Source organism: Leisingera sp. JC11, from assembly GCF_040704725.1.
In the GTDB taxonomy this organism is placed as follows: Bacteria; Pseudomonadota; Alphaproteobacteria; order Rhodobacterales; family Rhodobacteraceae; genus Leisingera.
On record NZ_JBFCVS010000001.1, the window covers coordinates 1 to 22567 of the forward strand.

A 22567-nucleotide genomic window follows, 5' to 3' on the forward strand; every position below is an offset into this window, starting at 1 on the left:
CCCCCTGCGCGGGCGCCCAAAATGCGCTATACTCCATGCGTACCGCGAGACGCGCGCCCCTTGGCGGGAGACACAAGCACAGGAGGACGATCCGCATGGATGCAATCAAAGCCGCTGAATATGCCCGCGCGCTCTACAGCGCGCATGGCGACAAGGCCGAGGCTGAAGCCGCGCAGAAAATGCGCGAATGCGAAGAGGCCGGCAAAGACAGCGAGGCGGCGGACTGGAAAGCCGTGCGCCAAGCCGTCCGCGCAATGCGCGGGCCGAACCAGACCTGAGCAGCAGCAGCGCTGGAGGGCCATGCCACGTGGCGCTCCAGCCCTCTTCATTCCCGTTTACCACGATTGAAAACGGCACCGGATTGCGCCATAGTACGGCCAATTCCGCGGGCAGCAGACCCGCTTGCCAAGAACGGGGCATGAGCAGATGAAACATTTCCTGACTTCCGCGCTTTGCGCAGGCTTTCTTGCAGCACTGGCGCCGGCGGGCGCCGAGGCCGGCGCGATCGAGCGCGCCTGCCGCCAGTCGGACCGCACCGCGGCCTCGCCCGGCTTGTGCAACTGCATCCAGAAGGTGGCCAACCGCAGCCTGACCCGGTCCGAGCGCAAGACCGTCTCCAAATGGTTTGCCGATCCGCACCAGGCCCAGGTGGTGCGCCAGTCCAGCAACCGCAACGACGAGCGGCTGTGGCAGCGCTACAAGGCCTTCGGCGATCACGCGGCGCGCAGCTGCGGCTGAACCGGCGGCACAGCAGTAAGGCAAGCGAGGGCGTCCCGGCGGGGCGCCTTTTTCGTTTGGATCTCCGGTGCGTGAAGTGCCGCGCCGGAACGCCGTTTCATTTGATGCATCGGCGCTGCGGCATTTTCGCAAGGGGGAAAGGCTGCGGCATTGCCACCCTTGACCGGGCCGGCTCAAACCGCAAAGAACGGCGCAAGGTATTGGAGCAGTTCATATGTTGATCAAGGGCGTTACCCTGCGCGGGCTGGAAGTGTTTGAAGCTTTGGCCAAAACCGGATCCGTGGCGCAGGCCGCCGAGATGACCGGCCTCAGCCAGCCCGCGGTCAGCCAGCAGATGCGCAACCTGGAAAAGGCATTGGACAGCGAGCTGATCGACCACGGCCGCCGCCCGATGGTGCTGACCGCCGCCGGGCGCAGCTTTCTGGCCCGGACCGAAGCGGTGCTGGGCGAGCTGCGGCTGGCGCAGAGCGAGCTGACGGTGATGGATCTCACCCACCTGCAGGCGCTTTCGATCGGGCTGATCGACGATTTCGACAATGACCTGACGCCGAGGCTGGCCACCATCCTGGCCGACAGCCTCACGCAATGCCGGTTCAAGATGATCACCGCCTCCAGCCACGACGTGGTGCGCGCGATGGAAGCCCGCGAGCTGCATATCGCCATTGCCGCCACCGCCGGGGGCTTGCACGAGGGTCTGGTGGAATACCCGCTGGTGCGCGATCCCTTCATCCTGGTGGCGCCGCGCGGCACGGTTTCCGATGCGGCGCAGGCGGCGGAGCAGCTGCAGGCGCTGCCGTTCCTGCGCTATGCCCGCGAGCAGCTGATCTCGCAGCAGATCGAGGGGCTCTTGAGCCGCCAGAAGCTGGAATTCGAGAACCGCTTCGAGGTCGGCTCGCACCTGGCGCTGATGGCGATGGTGGCGCGGCGGATCGGCTGGGCGATCACCACGCCGCTGGGCTACATGCGCGCCGGCCGTTTCCACGACCAGATCGACGCTTTCCCGCTGCCGTTCGGCGAGATGTCCCGCACGATCTCGCTGTTCACCGCCGCCGACTGGGCCGACCGGGTGCCGCGGGACGTGGCCGAGACCGTGCGCCGCCTGGTGCAGACCCAGATGATCGACCCGGCGGTGCAGCAGCTGCCGTTCCTGGCGGGCGGCTTCCGGGTGATCGCTGACTAAGTCAGAGTGCGGTTTTCAGCCCTCTCGCTGCCGCCTCGATCAGGTCGAGGCAGCCGTCGAAATCGCGGGTGTAATAGGGATCGGGCACGTGGTCCGCGCCGGTTTCCGGCGCATAGCCCGTGAACAGATGCACAGGGGTCTCGCTGCCAGAGGGGCGCAAGGCCTCGATGTCTTCCAGGTTGCTGGCATCCATCGCGATGATCAGGTCGAAAGCCTCGAAATCGCCGCGCCGGAACTGCCGCGCGCGCAGGTCGGAGATGTCCAGCCCCCGCGCCCGTGCCGCCGCCTGCATCGGGCCGTAGGGCGGCTCGCCCACGTGGTAGGAAGCGGTGCCTGCACTGTCGGTCTCCGCCTCGGGGCAGAGCGCGCGGAACACGCCCTCGGCGGCCGGGGAGCGGCAGATGTTTCCTAGGCAGACGAAGAGAATACGGGTAGGCATTGGCAAACGGCTCCTGTGATCCGGGGGTAGTGATAGGAGGTTTGCGGCCGATGGAAAAGAGCGCGAAGATCGTGATCCTGACCGGCGCCGGGATTTCCGCCGAGAGCGGGCTGGGCACCTTCCGCGACGAGGGCGGGCTCTGGGCGCGGCACCGGATCGAGGATGTGGCGACGCCGGAGGGCTTCGCGCGCAATCCGGACCTGGTGCACGGCTTCTACAACGCCCGCCGCACCCAGGCTGCAGCGGCAGCGCCCAATCCGGCGCATCAGGCGCTGGCGCGGCTGCAGCGGGAGCACAAGGGCGAAGTGGTGATCGTGACCCAGAATGTGGACGCACTGCATGAGTCCAGCGGTGCCGCGCAGGTGCTGCACATGCACGGCACCCTGGCAGGCGCGCTTTGTTCCGCCTGCGGCCACCGATGGGCTGCGCCGCTGCAGATGCAGACCGGCCAGCCCTGCCCCGCCTGCGCCGCGCCTGCGGGGCGACCCGACGTGGTCTGGTTCGGCGAGATGCCGTATTTCATGGAGGAGATCTATGCCCATCTGGCCGGGGCGGATCTGTTTGCCGCCATCGGCACCTCGGGCGAGGTCTACCCGGCGGCGGCCTTTGTCGATGAGGCACATCTGGCAGGCGCACATACGGTGGAATTGAACCTGGAGCCGTCGGCCACCGCCTCCCGCTTTGCAGAGCGCCGCTTTGGCCCGGCCAGCGAGATTGTTCCGGACTGGGTGGCTGAGCTGCTTACCTAGCACCAGATGGCAAAAAGCCCGCCAAAGGGCGGGCTTTGGGCGCGAAGGAGGGCTGCAGCGCGGCCTGACGCCGCGCCCGCCCTGCCCTGCGGCGCTTAGTTCGAGTGGCCGGAGTGATCGCCGTGACCGTGGCCTTCGGCCTTGCGCTCCAGATCCACCGGCACCTCGATCTCGACCTCACCCGCCTTCTCAAAGACCAGCGTGACCTTGACCACGTCACCGTGGTTCAGCGACTGGTTCAGCCCCATGAACATAATGTGATCGCCGCCGCGCTTCAGCATGTGGGTTGCGCCTGCGGGCACGGCAAAGCCTTCCTCCACATGCATCATCTTCATGACGCCGTCGTCGCCTTCCTTGTGGGTGTGCAGCTGCACCTTGGCCGCCACATCGGAGCGCACGTCGATCAGCTGATCGTCCGCTTCGCCCTTGTTCATGATCTCCATGAAGGCGGCGCCGGCCTTGGCGGTGGGCGACGAGACGCGCGCGTACTGGTCGTGCACCATGATCATGGCGTCGCCTGCAAAGGCGGAGGTGGCAAAGGCAGCAGCAGCCGCGGCTGCAAAGACAACAGACTTCAGGGACATGTTCTGTCTCCTCATTAGTTGGGTTTTCAAATGTCAGATGGGAAAGGGGGTGGCCGGTCAGGCGTAGGATGGCGGCGCGCGGGCGCTGGCATTCAGGATATGCTGAATGGAGGGTGGAATGGCCTGCCGACCCGCCGTGACTGAGCCGCAGAGCTCAACCGGCAGCACCAGCCCCGCGGGCTGCGCCACCGCGTCCAGCACATGCATCACGCAGTCGGGGCAGCTGTGCGGCGGCTTGGCCGGCTGGCCTTCGCTGTCCACATAGATGGTGACCGGGCCGGTGCCGGTGCAGATCACCATCTGCCCCGCCGCATCGCGCTCCCCCTGCCGGGCGGCGGCGCTGTGGGCGGTCAGGGCAACCGTCAGGGCCAGGAACAGGCCGAGGCATATGCGGAAGGCATGCATCATCACCGCAAGGTATGCCCCCAAGGCGTGCCGCCTGCAAGGCCCGGCTCTGCGGCAGATTGCGCAAACGCAAACACCGCGCAGGGGTGCCCCTGCGCGGTGTGTGTAATCCGATCCGGTGAAGGGATCAGGCCAAGGAATTAAGCCTGTGCGGCTTGTGCCTTGGCGATCTCTTTCTTCACCTTCAGCGCGTTTGCCGACAGCTCTTCGTCCTTGGCTTTGGCCAGGAACGCGTCCAGGCCGCCGCGGTGATCGACAGAGCGCAGGGCAGCTGCGGAGATGCGCAGCTTGACGCCGCGGCCCAGAACTTCGGACTGCAGAGTCACGTCGTTCAGGTTGGGCAGAAAGCGGCGCTTGGTTTTGTTGTTGGCGTGGCTGACATTGTTGCCAGTCATCGGGCCTTTTCCGGTCAGTTCGCAACGGCGCGACATATCTTCATCCTTCGTTTTTTGGAGGCTCCGGCAGTCCGGCGCCAAATCACAAGGGGCGCGGCCATTGGCTGCGCCCGAAAACTGGTCCGCTGCTCTTACGCTCAACCGGCAACAGCGTCAAGTGATTCAACTCAGCTTTCTTGCCGCGCTTACTGCACCTTTTCCTGCGCCGCCGCAAGCCTCTCCAGACCGGCTTCTGCAGCGGCCCCGAGCCCCGGCCGGCCGCGCTGCCGGGCCACCCGGGCGAGCTTCTGCCAATAGGTCTGCGACAGCCTGCGCCGGCTGCGGTGCAGCTCCAGCACCCGCGCCGCGTTCAGCGGGCCGTCGCGCAGCAGCGACTGCAGGTCCCAGAAGCTGCCGCCCTCGCGGATCACCTGGCTGGCCGGATGGCCGCCGCAGGACAGCCGGCACAGCTGCAGGTCCGGGAACACCGCCTGAATGAACAGCGCGTGGCTCAGGTCCATCTTGCGGAACGGGTCGAACAGCACCACCCCTTGCAGGTCATGGCGGCCATAGCGCACCAGATCGCCGAGCGCCGCATCAAAGGCCTCTGCCTCCTTGCGGCGGCGGTCGTGCGGCACTGCGCCCGGCGCAATGGTGTATTGCGGCGAGACCGCGATCAGGCGCCGCAGGTTCAGCGCCGCCGAGAACCGCAGCGCCCCGTAGCCGCCCATGGAAAACCCCATGGCAGAGACCTCGCCAAAGCCCTTGGACAGTGCCTTCAGGCTGCGCGACAGCGCCTTGGTCTCGCTGTTGATGTACCAGTCGTTGTGGCGGGGCTGGATGTGCAGATGGGCATAGCCGTGCCTGGTCATGTTCCTGACCGGGCCGCGGTCCTCGAACTCCCCGGCCACGGCAACCCGCTGGCGGAAGGTCACGAACAGCCGCTCTGCCTGCGGGTTGAACAGAGAGGCGCGCAGATGCGCGCCATCAAAAACCCGGGTTTCCTGCATGCCGCTCAGCCCTTCAAATGGTCCTGCAGCATCTGCTGTGCCGCCACCGCCGGGGTCAGCGCACCCTCCGCTACCTGGCCGGACAGCTCTGCCATCGCGGCCTGGGCGCTGGCGGTGTGCAGCCGCGCCAGCAGCGCCTGGCGCACCTCCTGGTCGAACCAGTAGCAGGACTGATCGGCGCGGCGGCGGTCCCAGTGGCCGTTCTCCTTGCGCCAGTCGGTCAGCATCTGCATTTCCTCCCAGGCCTGTTCCAGACCGTGTTCTTCAACAGCGGAGACCATCAGCGCCTTGGGAAAGCCCTCCGGATCCTGCGGGCGCTTGCGCAGCAGCCGCAGGGCGCCCGCGTAGTCGGCGCAGGTGCGGGTGGCGACGGGTTTCAGGGGGCCGTCGGCCTTATTCACCAGGATGAGGTCGGCCATTTCCATGATGCCGCGCTTCACCCCCTGCAGCTCATCGCCGCCGGCAGGCGCCAGCAGCAGCAGGAACAGGTCCGACATTTCCGCCACCACGGTTTCCGACTGGCCGACGCCGACGGTTTCGATCAGCACCACGTCAAAGCCTGCCGCCTCGCACAAGGCGACAGCTTCGCGGGAACGGCGGGCGACGCCGCCCAGGTGGCTCTGGCTCGGCGACGGGCGGATGAAGGCGTTCCTTTCGCGGCTCAGGCGCTCCATCCGGGTCTTGTCGCCCAGAATGGACCCGCCGGAACGGGCGGAGCTGGGATCGACCGCCAGCACCGCCACCCGCAGGCCGAGCCCGGTCAGCATCATGCCGAAGCTTTCTATGAAAGTGGATTTGCCGACGCCGGGCGTGCCCGACAGTCCGATGCGCAGCGACTGGCGCTTGTGCTTGGCCAGCTCCGACAACAGCTCGCCCGCCTTGGCACGGTGATCCTCGCGGCCGCTTTCCACCAGGGTAATGGCGCGGGCCAGCGCCCGGCGGTTGCCATCGAAGATCTTCTGAGTCAGCTGTTCGGTGTCCATGCGCGTCTTCCTGATGTGTTGGGCGGACCTTGGCGCAAGCCGTGCCGCAAAGTCCAGCCCCTGCCGTCTGCGGCGCACCCTACATCAGCGCACGCCGCAGGAAAGGCGGCAAATCCGCCGCGCCTGATGCGGTTTGCGGAGTGAAAGAATGGCGATTTGGCGCAGGAGAACCAAATTGCTACTGCGATCAACCGCCCGGCGGCACCGTCGGGCAGCGCCCGTCCGCCCCCACGGGCGGGCGCTTTGCTTCCCGCCCTCGGACGGCCACTGCCCTAAGTGGAGATTTCAAAGGCAGTTATCACGGACACACTGCTAGACCTCCCGCCCCCCTTTGGCGATAAGGCGGCATGACCAGATTGCCGATCGAAGACGCCCTCCCCGAACTCTTGGACGCCCTGCGCGCCCGCGGCCGTGCAGTGCTGCAGGCGCCGCCCGGCGCGGGTAAGACCACACGGGTGCCGCTGGCGATGCTGGAGGCCGGCCTCACCCGGGGCCGCATCGTGATGCTGGAACCGCGCCGCCTCGCCGCCCGTGCCGCGGCGGAGCGGATGGCGGAAACGCTGGGGGAGAAGCCCGGCCAGACCGTCGGCTACCGGGTGCGCGGCGATGCCAAGGTCTCCAAAGCCACCCGCATCGAGGTGGTGACCGAGGGCATCCTGACCCGGATGCTGCAATCGGCCCCGGACCTGCCCGGCGTCGGCGCGGTGATCTTCGACGAATTCCACGAACGCTCGCTGAATGCCGATCTGGGTCTTGCCCTGTGCCTGGAGGTGGCGGGCGCGCTGCGCGATGACCTGATGCTGCTGGCGATGTCGGCGACGCTGGACGCGGAGCCGGTGGCGGCCTTGATGGACGCGCCGATGGTGACCTCCGAGGGCCGCAGCTATCCGGTGGAGACGCGCTGGCTGGAGCGCCCCCTGCCCGCGCAGGCCCGCCGTGTCGATGCGCTGACGGATCTGGTGGTTCAGGCGGAGAGAGACACAAAGGCCCCAGGACCAAACAGTGGCGGCGGCATTCTGGTGTTCCTGCCCGGCGAGGGCGAGATCCGCCGCGCCGCCGGTGCGCTGGAAAAACGCCTGCCCGGCCACTGCCACATCCGGCCGCTGTTCGGCGCCCTGCCCTTTGCCGAGCAGCGCGCGGCGATCCAGCCGGAACCGCAGGGCCGCAAGGTGGTGCTGGCGACCTCGATCGCCGAGACCTCGCTGACCATTCAGGACATAAGGGTGGTGGTCGATATGGGCCAGGCGCGCCGGGCGCGGTTCGATCCCGGCTCCGGCATGTCGCGGCTGGTGACGGAGAAGGTGACCCGCGCCGAGGCCACCCAGCGCCAGGGCCGTGCGGGCCGGGTGGCGGAAGGCATCTGCTACCGGCTGTGGACCAGGGGCGAGGAAGGCGCGCTGATGGCGTTTCCGCCTGCCGAAATCGAAAGCGCCGACCTCACCGCGCTGGCGCTGGAACTGGCCCTGTGGGGCGCCGCGCCGGACGATTTGATGTTCCTGACCCAGCCGCCTGCGGGGGCGCTGGCGGAGGCGCAAGCGCTGCTAACCATGCTGGGGGCGCTGGATGCGCAGGGGCGGATCACGGAGCATGGCAAGGCGCTGGCCGCCCTGCCGCTGCATCCGCGGCTTGGGCATATGCTGCTGCAGGCCGGGCCTGCGGCGGCACCCTTGGCGGCACTGCTGGGCGAACGCGACCCGCTGCGCGGGGCACCGGCAGACCTTTCGCTGCGGCTGAAGGCGCTGCGGGACCCCAAGGGGTTTATGCGCGACCATCCTTATCAGCTGAACCGCCCCGTCGTGGAGCGGATCAAGAGCGAGGCGCGGCGGCTGGAGAAACAGGCGGGGCGGCGCGATGCCGGGCTGTCTGCTGCAATGATGGCCGCGCTGGCCTATCCCGACCGTATCGGCCAGCGCCGCAAGGGCGATAATCCTCGGTTCGTGCTCTCGGGCGGCAAGGGCGCCATTCTCGACGGCGGCGACACGCTGGCAGGCGCGCCGTTCATCGTGGCGCTCGATACCGACGGCAACCCGCGTGAGGCCAGGATCCGGATGGCGGCGCAGATCTCTCAAGGTGAAATCCGCGAGCTGTTTGCCGATCAGATTGCCTGGGAGGACAGCTGCGAATGGTCCAAACGCGACCGGCGGGTGGCGGCGCGCCAGCAGGAGCGCTTTGGCGCGGTGGTGCTGGACGACAGGATCTGGAAGGACGTGCCGCCGGACGCCGTGGCGCGGGCGATGCTGGACGGCGTGCGCGACCTGGGCCTGCGCCTGAGCGGGGCCGCAGCACGGCTGGCGGCGCGGGTGGAGCTGGTGCGGGCGGAAGGCTTTGACCTGCCGGATTTCTCCCTCCCCGGCCTGACGGAAACGCTGGAGGACTGGCTGCTGCCGATGCTGGACGGAGTGAAATCCGCGGACGACTGGAAACGCTTCGACCTGCTGCCCGCGCTCAAGGCCGCGCTCAGCTGGGAGCAGACGCAAGTGCTGGACCGCGAGGCGCCGGGCAGTTTCATCACCCCGCTGGGCCGTAAAATCCCGATCAGCTATGACGGCGAGATCCCGGAAATCTCGGTCCGCCTGCAGGAGATGTTCGGGGTGACCCGGCATCCGTCCGTTGGCGGCGTGCCGCTGAAGGTGTCGCTCCTGTCGCCGGCCCAGCGCCCGATCCAGATCACCCGCGACCTGCCCGGCTTCTGGGCCGGCTCCTATGCCGATGTGAGAAAGGACATGCGCGCCCAGTACCCCAAGCACCCTTGGCCCGAGGACCCCACCCAGGAAGACCCGACGCTCAGGGCCAAGCGGCGCAAGTAGGGGAACGCAGCGCGCCACAGGCGCGCTGCCCGGCCCAACGGCTGGCGGCGCATCTGTGATGCGCAGATCAGCGGGCGGGAGCGCCCCTGCCCTCCGCAGCCCGCGGTTTAACGGCAGTTTCACGGTTTCCTGCGGTAATGGGCGGCATCCGCCACGCGAGCGCAAAAAATATCTTTCCGATGCAGGATTTTCCGCCTGCCGGATGCGGCAATCTTGAAACTCCGGGCAATCAGGCATACTTTCCCACAACTACGCACAAAAACACGGGGCCAACCCAACACCAAAGGCTGAGCAGACATGACCCGCACCCTGACCCGCGCCTGGGAAGAGATCCTCAGGCCGATGCTGAAACGACCCAACCGCCTGCAAGTTGCCGCCCTGTGCTACCGCACCGGCGCGGACGGCAAGGAAGTGCTGATGATCACCAGCCGCGGCACCGGCCGCTGGATCATCCCCAAGGGCTGGCCGGTCGACGGCAAGGACGGGCCCGCATCCGCGCTGCAGGAAGCCTGGGAAGAAGCCGGCGTCAGGGCCGCGCGCATCTCCAAGCAGCCGATCGGCGAGTACCACTATGTCAAACGCCGCGAGCAGGGCCTGGATGAGCCGGTCACCACGCTGATCTTCGCCGCTGAGGTGGAGCAGCTGGAGGAGGACTATCCGGAATCCGCCGAACGGACCCGCCAGTGGATGACCCCGGCACAGGCTGCGGACCTGGTGCAGGAACCGCAATTGCAGGCCGTTTTGCGCCAATTGTAAAAGTTATGTGACATTTTTATGTCGAACGCTTGAACCGTCCCGGTGGCGGCGTTAGGCGCGTGCGCAGACCTCGGAATCAGGAATGCGACAATGAGCGACGCACCGCAGCGCACGCAATGGAACACGCTGGACAAGGATCTGAACAGGATCTCCCAGCTTGAACTGGCCGCGAGCTATGTCTCCCGCCCGCTGGTAGCGCCCGGCATCGCCCTGGCCTTCATCGTGCTGGCGGGTCTCGCCGCCGGCGTCTTCTTCGGCGGCTCGGCGATGAGCATGGTGGTGATCGCCGCCGCCGCCTTCGGCGCCTATATGGCGATCAACATCGGCGCCAATGACGTCGCCAACAACATGGGGCCGGCGGTGGGCGCAAACGCGCTGACCATGGGCGGCGCCATCGTGATTGCCGCCGTGGCCGAAAGCGCCGGTGCGCTCTTGGCGGGCGGCGACGTGGTCTCGACCATTTCCAAGGGCATTGTCGACCCCGCCGCGGTCTCCAGCAGCAGCGTGTTCATCTGGGCGATGATGGCGGCGCTGATCTCCTCGGCGCTGTGGGTGAACCTGGCAACCTGGGTCGGCGCGCCGGTCTCCACCACCCATTCGGTGGTCGGCGGCGTGCTGGGCGCTGGCGTGGCTGCTGCCGGCACCGCCGCGGTGAACTGGCCCACCATGGGCAAGATCGCTGCCAGCTGGGTGATCTCGCCGGTGCTGGGCGGTGTTATTGCAGCGCTGTTCCTCGCCTTCATCAAGGCCAAGATCATCTATCAGGACGACAAGATCGCCGCCGCGCGGCGCTGGGTGCCGGTGCTGGTCGCGATCATGGCGGGCGCCTTTGCCTCTTACCTGGCGCTGAAAGGCCTGAAGAGGATCGTCAAGATCGACCTGCAGACCGCGCTGCTGATCGGCGCCGGCATCGGGGCGCTGGCCTATGTCGTCACCGCGCCGCTGATCAAGCGCCAGTCCGAGGGCATGGAGAACCGCAACAAGTCGCTGAAGGCGCTGTTCGGCCTGCCGCTGGTGATTTCCGCCGCGCTTCTGTCCTTTGCCCATGGCGCCAACGACGTCGCCAATGCGGTCGGCCCGCTGGCCGCCATCGTGCACGCCACCGAGTTCGGCGATTTCGCCTCCAAGGTGGCGATCCCGACCTGGGTGATGGTGATCGGCGCCTTCGGCATCTCCTTCGGCCTGTTCCTGTTCGGCCCCAAGCTGATCCGCATGGTCGGCAGCCAGATCACCAAGCTGAACCCGATGCGCGCCTACTGCGTGTCGCTGTCGGCAGCCATCACCGTGATCGTGGCCAGCTGGCTGGGGCTGCCGGTCTCCTCCACCCACATTGCGGTGGGCGCGGTGTTCGGCGTCGGCTTCTTCCGCGAGTGGCACATGGAGCGCCGCCTGAAGAAATCCGCCGCAGGCCGCCCCGAGGCCAAGCGCATCGCGCCGGAGGAACGCCGCCGCCGCAAGCTGGTGCGCCGCAGCCACTTCATGACCATCGTGGCCGCCTGGGTGATCACTGTTCCGGCAGCGGCGCTGCTGTCGGCCGTGATCTACCTGCTGCTCAACACCTTCGTCGGCTGAGCCGCACCGCATTCACACAAGGAACCCCCGCGCCGTCCGGCTGCGGGGGTTTTTCTTTGCTTTCAGGGTCAGCCCCTAGAACCGCTCCACCCAGGGCCGCAGCACCAGCTCGTCGCTCCAGGCGGAGCGGTGCTGGCAGATCAGATGCATGTATTCCCGGGCGATGGCCTCCGGGTCGAGCATGCTGTCGGGATTGTCCGCTGCCTCAGCCCGTTCCGGCCGCGAGGCATTGCGGATGCCGCCGTCGATGTTGACCCAGGCCACATGGATGCCCTTGGGATGCAGCTCCCGCGCCATGGATTGCGCCAGGCCGCGCTGCGCGAATTTGCCCATCGCAAAGGGCGCGGAGTGCGCGAACCCCTTCACCCCGGCAGAGGCACCGGTGAACAGGATGGTGCCCTGCCGCCCGTTTTCCGGCTGCTGCGCCAGCATCCGTTTGGCCGCCGCCTGGCCGAGCACAAAGGCGCCAAAGGCTGTGATCTCCACCGCCTTGCGCACCGCCGCCGGGTCCAGCTCTGCCACCGGGCCGCGCAGCCGGGCCGACGGGTTGTAGCAGGCCACCCGCAAATCGCCCGGCAGACTGTCTATGAGTGCCGCGGTTCCCTCGGCATCGGTGCCGTCCAGCACGTGCAGCTCTGCCCCGGTTTCCGCCGCCAGCAGCTCCAGCTTGGCGGTATTGCGCGCTGCCAGATGCAGCGCATAGCCCGCGCCGGCCAGCTGCCGGGCAAAGGCCGCGGACAGGCCGGTCCCGGCCCCGACGATCAGCGCCTGCGGTGTTGCGGATGTTCCGTCCATGATGCACCTCCTTTGCTAAACAAGGAAATGCTGGCGGCAATCCGGTGCCGGCACAAGGGGTAATGGGACCCAGCCGTGGCTGGCGGCCCTGTCAGGCCTCTGCCCCGGCGGGCAGCTGCGCAAGCACATCCGCCGCCGTGACCACCTTGCCAAAGCCAGCGTGAAGGGCCGACAGGGTGACCTCCAGAACGGTCCCTGCGTCCAGCATGCCGCCGTTGCGCGCGGGCATGTCAAAGGCGATCAGCGCGTCCTCCGCCACCTCGACGCCGAACCCCAGATTGGCGGCAGAGCGCGCGGTCGAGTTGACGCAGAACGCCGCCACGCCGCCAACGATCACCAGCCGGCTGACGCCCGCGTCGCGCAGATGGCTGTCCAGCCCGGTGCCGTAGAACCCGGAAGAGCCGGTTTTCCAGAACACCGCCTCGCCCGCCTGCGGCACGGCGCAGGGCAAGGGCTGGCCGCTGGGCAGATCGCGGCGGAACTTGCTTTCGGGGCGCGGATCGTCGTGCATCACATGCACCACCGGCAGCCCCGCCGCACGGAACGCCGCGGCCAGGCCTGCCACCACCTCTTCCGCCTGCGGGTTGGCCTGCGGACGGCCCGAGGCGGCCACATTGGCCATCTCCTGCTGCATGTCGACGATCAATAGGGCGGTGCTGCGGTCCATGGGAAAATCCTTGTGGTGAAATCCATGGCAGAAGGTTTGCCGATCACGGCGGCAAGGGCCAGCGCAAAAGCCGGTGCCCCCGCGTCACGGGCGCTGTCCGCATGAAAAAGGCGCGCAGCAGCCCCGGCTGCGCGCGCCCTTCCAAATCAAATACCGCCTGCGGCTCAGCCGCCCAGGCACCAGCGCATGATGGCCTTCTGCGCGTGCAGACGGTTTTCCGCCTCGTCGAAGATCACCGACTGCGGGCCGTCCATCACGGCGCTTGTCACCTCTTCCTCGCGGTGGGCCGGCAGGCAGTGCATGAACAGCGCATCCGGCTTGGCATGGGCCATCAGCGCATCGTTGACCTGATAGGGGCGCAGCATGTTGTGGCGGCGCTCCTTGGAGGACTGGCTGTCATGCATCGACACCCAGGTGTCGGCGACCACCAGGTCGGCGCCTTCAACGGCCTTGGCCGCATCCCGCTCGACGACGATCTTGGAGCCGGCCTTGCGCGCCAGCCCCATGAACTCCTCCTCCGGGTCCAGCTGCGAGGGACCAGTGAAGGTGAGGTCGAAGCCGAACTGGCCGGCCGCATGAATGAAGGAGGCGCAGACGTTGTTGCCGTCGCCGCACCAGACCACCTTCTTGCCTTTGATCGAGCCGCGGTGCTCCTCGTAGGTCTGCACGTCGGCCATGATCTGGCAGGGGTGGGTGCGGTCGGTGAGACCGTTGATCACCGGCACGTCCGAGTATTCCGCCATCTCGGTCAGCACGGTCTCGTCGAAGGTGCGGATCATGATCATGTCGACATAACGGCTGAGCACCCGGGCGGTGTCGGCGATGGTCTCGCCATGGCCCAGCTGCATGTCCTTGCCTGACAGAACCATGGTCTGGCCGCCCATCTGCCGCACGCCGACGTCAAAGGACACCCGGGTCCGGGTCGAGGGTTTCTCGAAGATCAGCGCCACCATCCGGTCCTTCAGCGGCAGCTCATCATCCAGCGCCGCCTTGGGGCGACCCAGGCGCGCCTGCTTGGTGGCTTTGGCCTGGTCGATGATCGCCCGCAGGTCGGAAGGATCGGTTTTATGGATGTCGAGGAAATGGTTCATGGTCGTATCGCTTTGTTCTGACGAAGGCCGGGGGCTGCCTGCCCCCGGACCCCCGGGAGTATTTCTGCAAAGGTGAAGATCAGGAGGCTTCGACCTGGGCGGCGGTTTTTTCCAAGCGGCTGACGGCCTCGGCGATGTCCTCGTCCGTCAGGGTCAGCGGCGGCAGCAGGCGGATCACGTTGTCCGCAGCCGGGACGGTGATCAGCTCATTGCCGTAGCCGGCCTTCACCACATCGGCATTCACCGCCTTGCACTTGAGGCCCAGCATCAGGCCGGAACCGCGCACCTCCTCGAAGACGTCCGGGTGGCCGGCCACCAGCCCCTCCAGCTGCTGGCGCAGCAGGCCCGCCTTGCGGTTCACCTCGGCCAGGAAGGCCTCGTCGGCGATGTGGTCCATCACCGCGCAGCCCACCGCGCAGCCCAGCGGGTTGCCGCCGTAGGTGGAGCCATGGGTGCCCGCGGTCATGCCGCTGGCGGCCTCTTCCGTGGCCAGCACCGCGCCCAGCGGGAAGCCGCCGCCGATGCCCTTGGCCACCATCATGATGTCCGGGGTGATGCCTGCCCATTCATGGGCAAACAGCTTGCCGGTCCGCCCGACGCCGCATTGCACCTCATCCAGGATCAGCAACAGGCCGTTGTCGTCGCAGATCCGGCGCAGCGCCTTCAGCTCTGCATCCGGCACCACACGGATGCCGCCCTCGCCCTGCACAGGCTCGATCATGATCGCGGCGGTCTTCTCCGAGATGGCATTGGTGACGCCATCCAGATCGCCGAAGGTCAGATGCACGAAGCCGGGCAGCAGCGGGCCGAAGCCCTTGACCATCTTCTCGGACCCTGCGGCGGCGATGCCGGCCGAGGACCGGCCGTGGAAAGAGCCGTCGAAGGTGATGATCTCCACCCGCTCCTCCTGGCCCTTGTCATAGAAATACTTGCGCGCCATCTTCACCGCCAGCTCGCAGGCCTCGGTGCCGGAGTTGGTGAAGAACACGGTGTCGGCAAAGGTATGCTCCACCAGCTTGTCGGCCAGCGCCTGCTGCTGCGGGATCTGGTAGAGGTTGGAGACGTGCCACAGGTTCTGCGCCTGCGACGTCAGCGCCTCCACCAGCGCCGGATGGGCATGGCCCAGTGCGTTCACCGCAATGCCGGAGCCCAGATCCAGGAAGCGTCGCCCGTCCGCCGTGGTCAGCCAGGCGCCTTCGCCTTTGACGAACTCAAGCGGTGCACGGTTGTAGGTCGGCAGAACGGACGGGATCATCGGGATCATCCTTTTCAAAGGTGGAAGCCAAAGCTGTGACGTAAGCCTGGCCTTGGGTCAACGGTGGATCAATGGATTTCGAATGGGGGATGTGCTGCACGGCAGGCACAGGGGATCAGGGGCCGGTCACGCCAGGCGGCGTCGGCGTCGCAAAACGGGGGTATGTGCGCGTTTGATCATGGTGGGGTTCCATAGTGGAGGTTTCGGGGAAAGAAAACCCCTTTTGTGCAGCCCGCCCTGCCAATCCGCCGCAACCCGCTTCCATTTCACCTTTGCGCAAATACTCCGGGGTGAATTGGCCGCCAGGCCAAGAGGGGCAGCGCCCCTCTGAACTCAAGCCTGAGGGGCAGCGCCCCTCCCCCTGCCGGCAAAATGCGTCACCGGCCGGATCCTTTCCCCTTGCATCCCGCGGCGGCTTGCCGCACCGCTTGCGCCATGAGCATCGCCACACCGCAGAACCCGGCCCTGGCCGCCGCCCTGATCCTGGCGGCAACCACCTTCATTGCGGGCACCACGCTGATGGCCAAGGCGCTGGGAACGGATCTGCTGGGGGCGCCGCTGCACCCGCTGCAGATCAGCCACGGGCGGTTCCTGTTTGCCTTTATGGCGATCTCGACAGCGGTGCTGATCCTGCGGCCCAGGTTCATCCGGCCGCATTGGGGCTATCACATCGGGCGCACCTCCTTCGGCTGGGCCGGGGTCACGCTGATGTTTGCCTCGGTCGCCTATATCCCGCTGGCCGATGCCACCGCGATCACCTTCCTGAACCCGGTCTTCGGCATGCTGCTGGCGATCCCGCTCCTGGGCGAGCGGGTCGGCCCCTGGCGCTGGGGCGCGGCGCTGGTTGCGATGATCGGCGCGATGATCCTGCTGCGCCCCACCCCCGCCAGTTTTCAGCCCGCCGCACTGCTGGCGCTGGGGGCGGCGGCAGTGATGGGGCTGGAGCTGATTTTCATCAAGAAGCTGGCGGGCCGCGAAGGGCCGCTGCAGGTGCTGTGGTTCAACAACCTTCTGGGGATGATGATTGCCAGCTGCGCGGTGCTGCCGGTCTGGCAGATGCCCAGCCCGGCGCAATGGGGCGCGCTGGCCGCGCTGGGGCTCTTGATGGCCTGCGCCCAGGCCTGTTTCATCAACGGCATGGCGCGGGCCGATGCCTCCTTCGTGGCGCCGTTCAGCTATGCCACGCTGGTCTTTGCCGCGCTTTACGACTTTCTGGGTTTTGGCGCGGTACCGGACGCCGTTTCCTTCCTCGGCGCCTTCATCATTCTGGCCGGCGCGGCGATTCTGGCCTGGCGCGAAGGCCGGGTGCGGCCGCCTGCAGGCCGCGCGGCGGCGGCCGGGAAGTAACCCGCGCCCGCCCTCCTCACGAAAAGTTATTTTATTCCAATGACCCGGCGGCGACGCCGAGGTCGAAAACCGGCAATTTCCGCCTGCCCGGCGCGCCACCCTGCCTGTTAGCAGGACAGGAGAATACAGATGCACGAAAGGCGAATCCCCGAATGGCTGCGCCACGCGCCGGTGCCCTCGGTCCGGGATTTCGGGATCCTGGCGGGGCTTGAGGCAGTGGTGCGCGGCATCCTGATTTCGGTGTTTCCGCTGATCATGTACCGGGCGCTGGGGGATGCCGGGCTGGTCTCTGCCTCCTATTTCGCGATTGGCATCCTGTCGCTGCTGGCCGGGCTGATGGTGCCCGCGCTGATCCGGCTGGTGCCGCGCCGCTGGGCCTACAGCCTGGGCGCCCTGATGTTCGTGGCCTCGGCAGCCCTGGCGGTCGAGGGCAGCCCGGTTGCGGTGCTGGCGGCGCTGGCGCTCAACACGGTGGCGGCGGTCGCCACCTTCATCTGCTTCAACGCCTATGTGCTGGACTACATTGCCCGGGTCGAGCTGGGCAAATGCGAGACCTCGCGGATGTTCTATTCGGCGCTCGGCTGGACCGCCGGGCCGATGGCCGGCGTGCTGCTGCTGGAGGTCTGGGCGCCCGCCCCGTTCCTGATCTCCGCCGCGGCGGCGCTCATGATGCTGGCGGCCTTCTGGTGGATGCGGATGGGCAACGGCAAGCAGATCGCCCGCGCCCGCGGCCCCGCCTCCAACCCGCTGAAATACCTGCCGCGGTTTCTGGAGCAGCCCCGGCTGATCACCGGCTTTCTGTTTGCCGTGATCCGCTCCTCCGGCTGGTGGATCTATGTGGTCTACCTGCCGATCTTTGCCATCGAAAAGGGGCTGGGGCAGGAACTCGGCGGCATCCTGCTGTCAGTGACCAATGCCAGCCTGTTTGCCGCGCCGCTGCTGCAGCGCTGGGTGCAGCGGCATTCGATCCGCTTTGCGGTGCGCACAGGGTTCCTGGCCGTTACGGCCTGCTTCGGCGCCGCAGCAGCGCTGCAGGGCTGGCCCGATGTCTCCGTGGCCTTGCTGATGGCCGGTTCCGCGGCGCTGATCCTGCTGGATATCTGCGGCGGGCTGCCCTTCCTGATGGCGGTGAAACCCTCGGAGCGCACCGAGATGTCTGCGGTCTATTCCAGCTACCGGGATATCTCCGGCATCTTGACGCCGGGGGCCGCCTGGCTGGTGCTGATGGTGTCGCCGCTGGCCGGGATCTTTGCGGCGGGGGCCGCCGCCACCGCCTATGCCGCCTTCCTGGCCGGCAAGCTGCATCCGCGGCTGGGGCGCAAGAAGCCGGAGTCCCCGCCCGCGGACGGCGCGCTGCCTGCGGAATAGCGGCGTCAGGGTTTCAGCCGGTAGCCGGTGCGCAGCATCCCCCAGGCCAGCAGGCAGACGGCAAAGGTGGCGCCGCTGCACACCGCCAGCCCCAGCAACGGCGGGCTGTCGGAGGTGCCGATCACCCCGAATCGCACCCCGTCGATCAGGTAGAACACCGGGTTCAGGTGCGAGATCACCTTGAGAACCGGCGGCAGCGCCTCCACCGAGTAGAAAGTGCCGGACAGGAAGGCCAAGGGCGTCACGATAAAATTGGTGATCGCCGCCATCTGGTCGAACTTGTCCGCGAACACGCCGGCGACGATGCCTAGGCCGCCTAGGAACGCCGCCCCCAGCACGATGAACACCAGCGCCGTTACGGGATGCGCGGGCACGATCTGCAGCACCGCCATCAGCCCCAGCCCGATGCCCAGCGCCACCAGTGTGCCGCGCGCCACCGCGCCGGCCAGATAGCCCAGCAGGATCTCCAGCCCCGACAGGGGCGGCATCAGCGTGTCGACGATATTGCCCTGCACCTTGGCAATAACGATGGAGGATGAAGTGTTTGCAAAGGCATTCTGGATCACCGTCATCATCATGATGCCCGGCGCCAGGAAGGTCAGGAACGGCACCCCCATCACGTCGCCGCGCTTCGGACCGATGGCGATGTTGAAGATCATCAGGAACAGCGCCGCGGTCACCAGCGGCGCCAGCAGGGTCTGGGTCCAGACCGCCAGGAACCGCTTCACCTCGCGCCAGGCCAGCGCCTTGAGCCCCAGCCAGTTTACCCGCCCGAAGCGGCGCGCGCCCAATTCCACCTGATAGCCCTGGTCTGCCATGCTGCCCCCTGAAATTCCTTGGCCTGACTGCATAACGGCTGTGCCAATAGGCGCAAGATGCCTTGTAACTCCGCCCGCAGTGATTAGAATAGGGCGATCACACGGAATATGATGGCGGCCGCAGAACCCCTGGGGCCGCTATTAGCTTGGAAAGGCAACAGATGTCCTGGACAGACGAGCGCGTCGAACTGCTCAAGAAAATGTGGGGCGAGGGCCAGTCGGCCAGCCAGATCGCCAAGGAACTGGGCGGCGTCACCCGCAACGCCGTGATCGGCAAGGTGCACCGGCTCGGCCTGTCCAACCGCAACAGCGGCGGATCCAAGGCGGCCGAGCCCAAGGAAAAGCCGGCAGCCGCCCCCGCAGCCGCCGCGCCGAAACCAGCCGCCGCCGCCAAGCCCAAGCCGCAGCCCAAGACCGAACCGGCCCGCCCGGCCGCGGCGCAGCCGGCAGGGGACGCCAAGCCGGCAACGCCTGCGCGCCGCCAGATCATCCCGGCCGGCCAGCCGCTGCCGCCGCAGCCCTCGGCCAATGAGATCAGCCCGGAAGCGCTGGCCAAGGTCAACGAGATCGAGAAGAAAGCCAAGAAGCTGGGCCTGATGGAGCTGACCGAGCGCACCTGCAAATGGCCGGTGGGCGACCCGGCGACCGAGGACTTCTGGTTCTGCGGCCTGCCCGCCCAGCAGGGCAAGCCCTATTGCGAGGCGCATGTGGGCGTGGCGTTCCAGCCGATGTCCTCGCGCCGCGACCGCCGCCGCTGAGGCCGGCACGGCTTTTGGAGATTTGAAGGCGTCCGCAAGGGCGCCTTTTTTCTGTCCGGGCGGCTTGCCGGCCTCTCCGCCTCCCGGAAACATGCAAAAACGTGTATGATCGCGGGGTCCGCCACTGCCCTGGCGGCGGCGGGCCTGACTCTGCGAGGAGGCCACCATGAAACGCACAGCATCCGCGGCCTGCGCCGCCCTTGGCACGGCGATTGCCCTGTCTTTTGCCCCGGCATCAGCCGACACCGTATCCGAACCGGTCCTGAAGACTGAGCTGGAAGGCATGCCTGGAACCGAAGCCAATATCGTTGTCTTCGACGTTGATCCGGACTGGGAGACCGAGCACCACTACCACCCCGGGCACGTCTTCGTCTATGTGATCGAGGGGACGGTGAAGATTGATATCGACGGGGAAGACCCTGTCGAATACAGCGCCGGTGAAGCGTTTTATGAAAAGCCGAACATCAGCATGATCGGTTCAAACGCCAGCACCACGGAGCGGGCCAAGATCGTTGTCTTCCAGGTCGGCGAGGCCGGCAAGCCGCTGATGGTGGCCAACTAGCCTGCCTCCGCCGCAGAAGCCCAGCGCCTGACGCCGCCCGATGCTGCCTGCGCAGCCGGGAGCGGCGCCAGCGGATCTGTGCCCTCAGTTCGCGACCGGGCCTTCGGATGTGAATTTCGGGATCACGCTGTCAGAGGCCGCTTTCCCCTCGATCCCCGGCCAGTTGCCCTCGGCCAAGGTGATGTTGCCGGGGATGTCCTCTTCCCAGAAGCCGACCACCACATCGGTGATGTTCAGATAGAGCTTGTCGTCGACGATGCGCCACAGGTTCGGGTTGGCCGGCACCTTGCCGCCCTTGGAGACGCCATAGGCGCAGTGGCCGTCATACTGCGGCGCGTAATAGGCCGGGTTTTCCAGGAAGGTGTCGCGGTTCTCTGCCGAGGCGAAGGCCCAGGTTGCGCCGTTGTAGTCGGCGGTGAACGCGGTGCTGCCGCGCACCGGCGCCGTCTGCGGCGTGCCGACCGGGTTCATTTCCAGGCTGCGGTAGGCCACCACGTCATAGCCGGAAACCGCATAGCCGGTGCCGTCGACATACTGCTCGCCGGCAAAGGCCGGCAGGGCAAAGGACAGCGCTGCCGCAGCAGCAAATGCAAGACGCTTCATGAAATCATCCCTTTCCTCGGTGATCGCTTCAACTTGGGCACCGGCTCTCTGCACCGGCTTTGGCATCGACATTACCGCCCCGGCGGCAAATGCGAAGGGGGGCTCACGGCTCTGTGTCCGCGGACGAGAGGATGTGAGCGGATTGTAAAATTTCCGCGCGCAGACCTTCCAGTCATTGGAATTTCCGAAAATCCCCTTATCTCTGCCGGAACCGGTCGCCGCAGCGCGTGCGATTGAAACGCAACAGGAAACAATGAGAGCAAGGCCGACAGATGAGCGACACCCCCTATACCCCGCCGAAAGTCTGGAAATGGGAACAGGCGAACGGCGGCGAGTTTGCCTCCATCAACCGCCCCATCGCCGGCGCCACCCATGACAAGGAGCTGCCCGCGGGCAAGCATCCCTTCCAGCTCTACTCGCTGGCGACGCCGAACGGGGTGAAGATCACCGTGATGTTCGAGGAGTTGCTGGCGGCGGGCCACGCGGGGGCCGAATATGACGCCTGGCTGATCAAGATCGGCGACGGCGACCAGTTCGGCTCCGGCTTTGTCGAGGTGAACCCGAACTCCAAGATCCCGGCGCTTTTGGACCGCAGCGGCGCAGAGCCGGTGCGGGTGTTCGAGAGCGGCTCGATCCTGCTGCATCTGGCGGAGAAGTTCGGGGCGTTCCTGCCCAAGGAAGGCGCGGCCCGCACCGAGACCCTGAACTGGCTGTTCTGGCAGATGGGCAGCGCCCCCTACCTGGGCGGCGGCTTTGGCCACTTCTATGCCTATGCGCCGGAGAAATGGCAGTATCCGATCGACCGTTTCACGATGGAAACCAAGCGCCAGCTGGATGTGCTGGACCGGCAGCTGGCGGAGCACGAGTTCGTCGCAGGCAGCGAATACACCATTGCCGACATCGCCATCTGGCCCTGGTACGGCCAGCTGGTGCTGGGCCGCAACTATGGCGATGCCGCCGAATTCCTGGATGCCGGAAGCTACAAGAACGTGGTCCGCTGGGCCAAGGCCATCGACGCCCGCCCGGCGGTGCAGCGCGGCCGCATGGTGAACCGCACCTCCGGCGACCCGGCGTTCCAACTGCATGAACGCCACGACGCCAGCGATTTCGACACCCGCACCCAGGACAAGCTGGAACCGGCGGAGTAACCGCCCCGCCTGCAAACGGCCAGTTCAAGAGATGCCAAGCGCCCGCCAAGCTGCGGGCGCTTTTTGATCGGGACCTACATCCAGCCCAGCTGGGTCAGCGCGTGCACATCGTTCCAGACCTTGGTCATGTGGCGGATCTTGCCGCCGTCGAAATCCAGCACATAAACGTAATCCGAGGCCACTTTCTTGCCCGTCGGCGCGCCGTTGCCGGCATCCACCGTATGGGTGCCGTGGAAGACCGAAAACAGGACTGCGCGGCTTGCGTCCTCATCCACCGTGAGGGATTTGAATTCGGCATGGGCGTCCGGCATCGGGGTCAGCAGCCCCTTGGCCCATTCGGTATAGCCCGCAAGCGTCGTGATCTCCGCCAGCGCGTCCGACTGGACCGAGAATGTGGCGTCCGGCGTGCACCATTCCTGGCACACGTCCCATCCCTTCCCCGCGTCACAGGCCTCGCAGAAATCATGTGCGGTCTGCTTGATGGACATCGTTTTCTCCCTCCCGGCTGTGTGGCGGGCATGGCGCCTGGCCATGCCCTTGCAGCAGCAGATAAGGCGA

The 22567-nt window shown here is 66.7% G+C and carries 25 protein-coding genes; 12 read left to right on the top strand and 13 right to left on the bottom strand.

Features of this window, described 5'->3' with window-relative positions; all coding sequences use genetic code 11:
* Positions 1-95: 95 nt before the first annotated feature.
* From AB1A62_RS00005 to AB1A62_RS00015, 3 genes are all read left to right on the top strand, one after another.
* Complete coding sequence (locus tag AB1A62_RS00005) at positions 96-278, top strand: hypothetical protein (protein WP_174146526.1); 183 nt, start codon at positions 96-98, stop codon at positions 276-278.
* A 148-nt stretch (positions 279-426) separates the two neighbouring features.
* Positions 427-738 carry a hypothetical protein gene (locus AB1A62_RS00010; protein ID WP_366659015.1) on the top strand — a complete coding sequence of 104 codons (312 nt, stop codon included), beginning with the start codon at positions 427-429 and terminating at the stop codon, positions 736-738.
* A gap of 214 nt (positions 739-952) precedes the next feature.
* Positions 953-1918: a LysR family transcriptional regulator gene (locus tag AB1A62_RS00015; protein WP_366659016.1), complete on the top strand. Its 966-nt coding sequence runs from the start codon at positions 953-955 to the stop codon at positions 1916-1918.
* A 1-nt stretch (position 1919) separates the two neighbouring features.
* Here AB1A62_RS00015 and AB1A62_RS00020 read toward each other — a convergent pair whose 3' ends face one another.
* A complete protein-coding gene (locus AB1A62_RS00020) occupies positions 1920-2357 on the bottom strand; it encodes a low molecular weight protein-tyrosine-phosphatase (protein ID WP_366659017.1) in 438 nt (145 codons plus the stop codon).
* A gap of 50 nt (positions 2358-2407) precedes the next feature.
* Between AB1A62_RS00020 and AB1A62_RS00025 the strand changes: the two genes are divergently transcribed.
* Positions 2408-3106 (top strand): NAD-dependent deacylase, encoded by a 699-nt coding sequence (locus AB1A62_RS00025; RefSeq protein WP_366659018.1) that lies wholly within the window; start codon positions 2408-2410, stop codon positions 3104-3106.
* A gap of 95 nt (positions 3107-3201) precedes the next feature.
* Here the strand turns inward: AB1A62_RS00025 and AB1A62_RS00030 are convergent, their stop codons facing one another.
* From AB1A62_RS00030 to meaB, 5 genes are all read right to left on the bottom strand, one after another.
* Positions 3202-3690, bottom strand: a complete 489-nt coding sequence (locus AB1A62_RS00030) for a copper chaperone PCu(A)C (RefSeq protein WP_366659019.1) — start codon at positions 3688-3690, stop codon at positions 3202-3204.
* A 57-nt stretch (positions 3691-3747) separates the two neighbouring features.
* Entirely contained in the window at positions 3748-4119 is a 372-nt protein-coding gene (locus tag AB1A62_RS00035) for a hypothetical protein (protein ID WP_366659020.1), read from the bottom strand.
* Between the two features lie 116 nt (positions 4120-4235).
* Positions 4236-4526, bottom strand: a complete 291-nt coding sequence (gene rpmB, locus AB1A62_RS00040; protein ID WP_019296104.1) for a 50S ribosomal protein L28 — start codon at positions 4524-4526, stop codon at positions 4236-4238.
* Between the two features lie 149 nt (positions 4527-4675).
* Entirely contained in the window at positions 4676-5479 is an 804-nt protein-coding gene (locus AB1A62_RS00045) for an alpha/beta hydrolase (RefSeq protein ID WP_366659021.1), read from the bottom strand.
* Between the two features lie 5 nt (positions 5480-5484).
* Positions 5485-6462: a methylmalonyl Co-A mutase-associated GTPase MeaB gene (gene meaB, locus AB1A62_RS00050; protein ID WP_366659022.1), complete on the bottom strand. Its 978-nt coding sequence runs from the start codon at positions 6460-6462 to the stop codon at positions 5485-5487.
* A gap of 347 nt (positions 6463-6809) precedes the next feature.
* Here meaB and hrpB point away from each other — a divergent pair, with 347 nt between their 5' ends.
* From hrpB to AB1A62_RS00065, 3 genes are all read left to right on the top strand, one after another.
* The gene (hrpB, locus tag AB1A62_RS00055; RefSeq protein ID WP_366659023.1) at positions 6810-9269 is read left to right on the top strand and encodes an ATP-dependent helicase HrpB; all 2460 of its coding nucleotides are present in this window, start codon (positions 6810-6812) and stop codon (positions 9267-9269) included.
* Between the two features lie 297 nt (positions 9270-9566).
* Entirely contained in the window at positions 9567-10025 is a 459-nt protein-coding gene (locus tag AB1A62_RS00060) for an NUDIX hydrolase (RefSeq protein ID WP_366659024.1), read from the top strand.
* Between the two features lie 90 nt (positions 10026-10115).
* Positions 10116-11597, top strand: coding sequence for an inorganic phosphate transporter (locus AB1A62_RS00065; RefSeq protein WP_366659025.1), 1482 nt, complete (start codon positions 10116-10118; stop codon positions 11595-11597).
* 75 nt (positions 11598-11672) lie between these two features.
* Here AB1A62_RS00065 and AB1A62_RS00070 read toward each other — a convergent pair whose 3' ends face one another.
* From AB1A62_RS00070 to AB1A62_RS00085, 4 genes are all read right to left on the bottom strand, one after another.
* Positions 11673-12392, bottom strand: coding sequence for an SDR family NAD(P)-dependent oxidoreductase (locus AB1A62_RS00070; protein ID WP_366659026.1), 720 nt, complete (start codon positions 12390-12392; stop codon positions 11673-11675).
* Positions 12393-12483: 91 nt separating this feature from the next.
* Complete coding sequence (locus AB1A62_RS00075) at positions 12484-13059, bottom strand: isochorismatase family protein (protein WP_366659027.1); 576 nt, start codon at positions 13057-13059, stop codon at positions 12484-12486.
* Between the two features lie 164 nt (positions 13060-13223).
* Positions 13224-14150, bottom strand: coding sequence for an ornithine carbamoyltransferase (argF, locus tag AB1A62_RS00080; protein ID WP_366659028.1), 927 nt, complete (start codon positions 14148-14150; stop codon positions 13224-13226).
* 79 nt (positions 14151-14229) lie between these two features.
* A complete protein-coding gene (locus AB1A62_RS00085; protein ID WP_366659029.1) occupies positions 14230-15405 on the bottom strand; it encodes an aspartate aminotransferase family protein in 1176 nt (391 codons plus the stop codon).
* Between the two features lie 435 nt (positions 15406-15840).
* Between AB1A62_RS00085 and AB1A62_RS00090 the strand changes: the two genes are divergently transcribed.
* Complete coding sequence (locus tag AB1A62_RS00090; RefSeq protein WP_366659030.1) at positions 15841-16752, top strand: DMT family transporter; 912 nt, start codon at positions 15841-15843, stop codon at positions 16750-16752.
* A gap of 129 nt (positions 16753-16881) precedes the next feature.
* Entirely contained in the window at positions 16882-18120 is a 1239-nt protein-coding gene (locus tag AB1A62_RS00095; protein WP_366659031.1) for an MFS transporter, read from the top strand.
* A gap of 5 nt (positions 18121-18125) precedes the next feature.
* Here the strand turns inward: AB1A62_RS00095 and AB1A62_RS00100 are convergent, their stop codons facing one another.
* Positions 18126-18938: an ABC transporter permease gene (locus tag AB1A62_RS00100; protein ID WP_366659032.1), complete on the bottom strand. Its 813-nt coding sequence runs from the start codon at positions 18936-18938 to the stop codon at positions 18126-18128.
* A 161-nt stretch (positions 18939-19099) separates the two neighbouring features.
* Here AB1A62_RS00100 and AB1A62_RS00105 point away from each other — a divergent pair, with 161 nt between their 5' ends.
* Both AB1A62_RS00105 and AB1A62_RS00110 read left to right on the top strand, forming a co-directional pair.
* The gene (locus AB1A62_RS00105; RefSeq protein ID WP_366659033.1) at positions 19100-19696 is read left to right on the top strand and encodes a GcrA family cell cycle regulator; all 597 of its coding nucleotides are present in this window, start codon (positions 19100-19102) and stop codon (positions 19694-19696) included.
* A 166-nt stretch (positions 19697-19862) separates the two neighbouring features.
* Positions 19863-20258 (top strand): cupin domain-containing protein, encoded by a 396-nt coding sequence (locus AB1A62_RS00110; RefSeq protein ID WP_366659035.1) that lies wholly within the window; start codon positions 19863-19865, stop codon positions 20256-20258.
* A gap of 84 nt (positions 20259-20342) precedes the next feature.
* Here AB1A62_RS00110 and AB1A62_RS00115 read toward each other — a convergent pair whose 3' ends face one another.
* On the bottom strand, positions 20343-20861 hold the full coding sequence (locus AB1A62_RS00115) for a YHS domain-containing (seleno)protein (RefSeq protein ID WP_366659460.1): 519 nt from the start codon (positions 20859-20861) through the stop codon (positions 20343-20345).
* 272 nt (positions 20862-21133) lie between these two features.
* On the opposite strand from AB1A62_RS00115, the gene yghU reads away from it, so the two are divergent.
* Positions 21134-22009, top strand: coding sequence for a glutathione-dependent disulfide-bond oxidoreductase (gene yghU / locus AB1A62_RS00120; protein ID WP_366659036.1), 876 nt, complete (start codon positions 21134-21136; stop codon positions 22007-22009).
* Positions 22010-22083: 74 nt separating this feature from the next.
* On the opposite strand, the gene AB1A62_RS00125 is transcribed toward yghU, so the two are convergent.
* Complete coding sequence (locus AB1A62_RS00125; protein ID WP_366659038.1) at positions 22084-22497, bottom strand: ester cyclase; 414 nt, start codon at positions 22495-22497, stop codon at positions 22084-22086.
* Between the last annotated feature and the right edge of the window lie 70 nt (positions 22498-22567).

Bases quoted from the DNA above. Each gene is read 5' to 3' on its own strand.
- AB1A62_RS00005 (WP_174146526.1), top strand. From the start codon at position 96: ATGGATGCAATCAAAGCCGCTGAATATGCCCGCGCGCTCTACAGCGCG.
- AB1A62_RS00010 (WP_366659015.1), top strand. From the start codon at position 427: ATGAAACATTTCCTGACTTCCGCGCTTTGCGCAGGCTTTCTTGCAGCA.
- AB1A62_RS00015 (WP_366659016.1), top strand. From the start codon at position 953: ATGTTGATCAAGGGCGTTACCCTGCGCGGGCTGGAAGTGTTTGAAGCT.
- AB1A62_RS00020 (WP_366659017.1), bottom strand. From the start codon at position 2,357: ATGCCTACCCGTATTCTCTTCGTCTGCCTAGGAAACATCTGCCGCTCC.
- AB1A62_RS00025 (WP_366659018.1), top strand. From the start codon at position 2,408: ATGGAAAAGAGCGCGAAGATCGTGATCCTGACCGGCGCCGGGATTTCC.
- AB1A62_RS00030 (WP_366659019.1), bottom strand. From the start codon at position 3,690: ATGTCCCTGAAGTCTGTTGTCTTTGCAGCCGCGGCTGCTGCTGCCTTT.
- rpmB (WP_019296104.1), bottom strand. From the start codon at position 4,526: ATGTCGCGCCGTTGCGAACTGACCGGAAAAGGCCCGATGACTGGCAAC.
- AB1A62_RS00045 (WP_366659021.1), bottom strand. From the start codon at position 5,479: ATGCAGGAAACCCGGGTTTTTGATGGCGCGCATCTGCGCGCCTCTCTG.
- meaB (WP_366659022.1), bottom strand. From the start codon at position 6,462: ATGGACACCGAACAGCTGACTCAGAAGATCTTCGATGGCAACCGCCGG.
- hrpB (WP_366659023.1), top strand. From the start codon at position 6,810: ATGACCAGATTGCCGATCGAAGACGCCCTCCCCGAACTCTTGGACGCC.
- AB1A62_RS00060 (WP_366659024.1), top strand. From the start codon at position 9,567: ATGACCCGCACCCTGACCCGCGCCTGGGAAGAGATCCTCAGGCCGATG.
- AB1A62_RS00065 (WP_366659025.1), top strand. From the start codon at position 10,116: ATGAGCGACGCACCGCAGCGCACGCAATGGAACACGCTGGACAAGGAT.
- AB1A62_RS00070 (WP_366659026.1), bottom strand. From the start codon at position 12,392: ATGGACGGAACATCCGCAACACCGCAGGCGCTGATCGTCGGGGCCGGG.
- AB1A62_RS00075 (WP_366659027.1), bottom strand. From the start codon at position 13,059: ATGGACCGCAGCACCGCCCTATTGATCGTCGACATGCAGCAGGAGATG.
- argF (WP_366659028.1), bottom strand. From the start codon at position 14,150: ATGAACCATTTCCTCGACATCCATAAAACCGATCCTTCCGACCTGCGG.
- AB1A62_RS00085 (WP_366659029.1), bottom strand. From the start codon at position 15,405: ATGATCCCGTCCGTTCTGCCGACCTACAACCGTGCACCGCTTGAGTTC.
- AB1A62_RS00090 (WP_366659030.1), top strand. From the start codon at position 15,841: ATGAGCATCGCCACACCGCAGAACCCGGCCCTGGCCGCCGCCCTGATC.
- AB1A62_RS00095 (WP_366659031.1), top strand. From the start codon at position 16,882: ATGCACGAAAGGCGAATCCCCGAATGGCTGCGCCACGCGCCGGTGCCC.
- AB1A62_RS00100 (WP_366659032.1), bottom strand. From the start codon at position 18,938: ATGGCAGACCAGGGCTATCAGGTGGAATTGGGCGCGCGCCGCTTCGGG.
- AB1A62_RS00105 (WP_366659033.1), top strand. From the start codon at position 19,100: ATGTCCTGGACAGACGAGCGCGTCGAACTGCTCAAGAAAATGTGGGGC.
- AB1A62_RS00110 (WP_366659035.1), top strand. From the start codon at position 19,863: ATGAAACGCACAGCATCCGCGGCCTGCGCCGCCCTTGGCACGGCGATT.
- AB1A62_RS00115 (WP_366659460.1), bottom strand. From the start codon at position 20,861: ATGAAGCGTCTTGCATTTGCTGCTGCGGCAGCGCTGTCCTTTGCCCTG.
- yghU (WP_366659036.1), top strand. From the start codon at position 21,134: ATGAGCGACACCCCCTATACCCCGCCGAAAGTCTGGAAATGGGAACAG.
- AB1A62_RS00125 (WP_366659038.1), bottom strand. From the start codon at position 22,497: ATGTCCATCAAGCAGACCGCACATGATTTCTGCGAGGCCTGTGACGCG.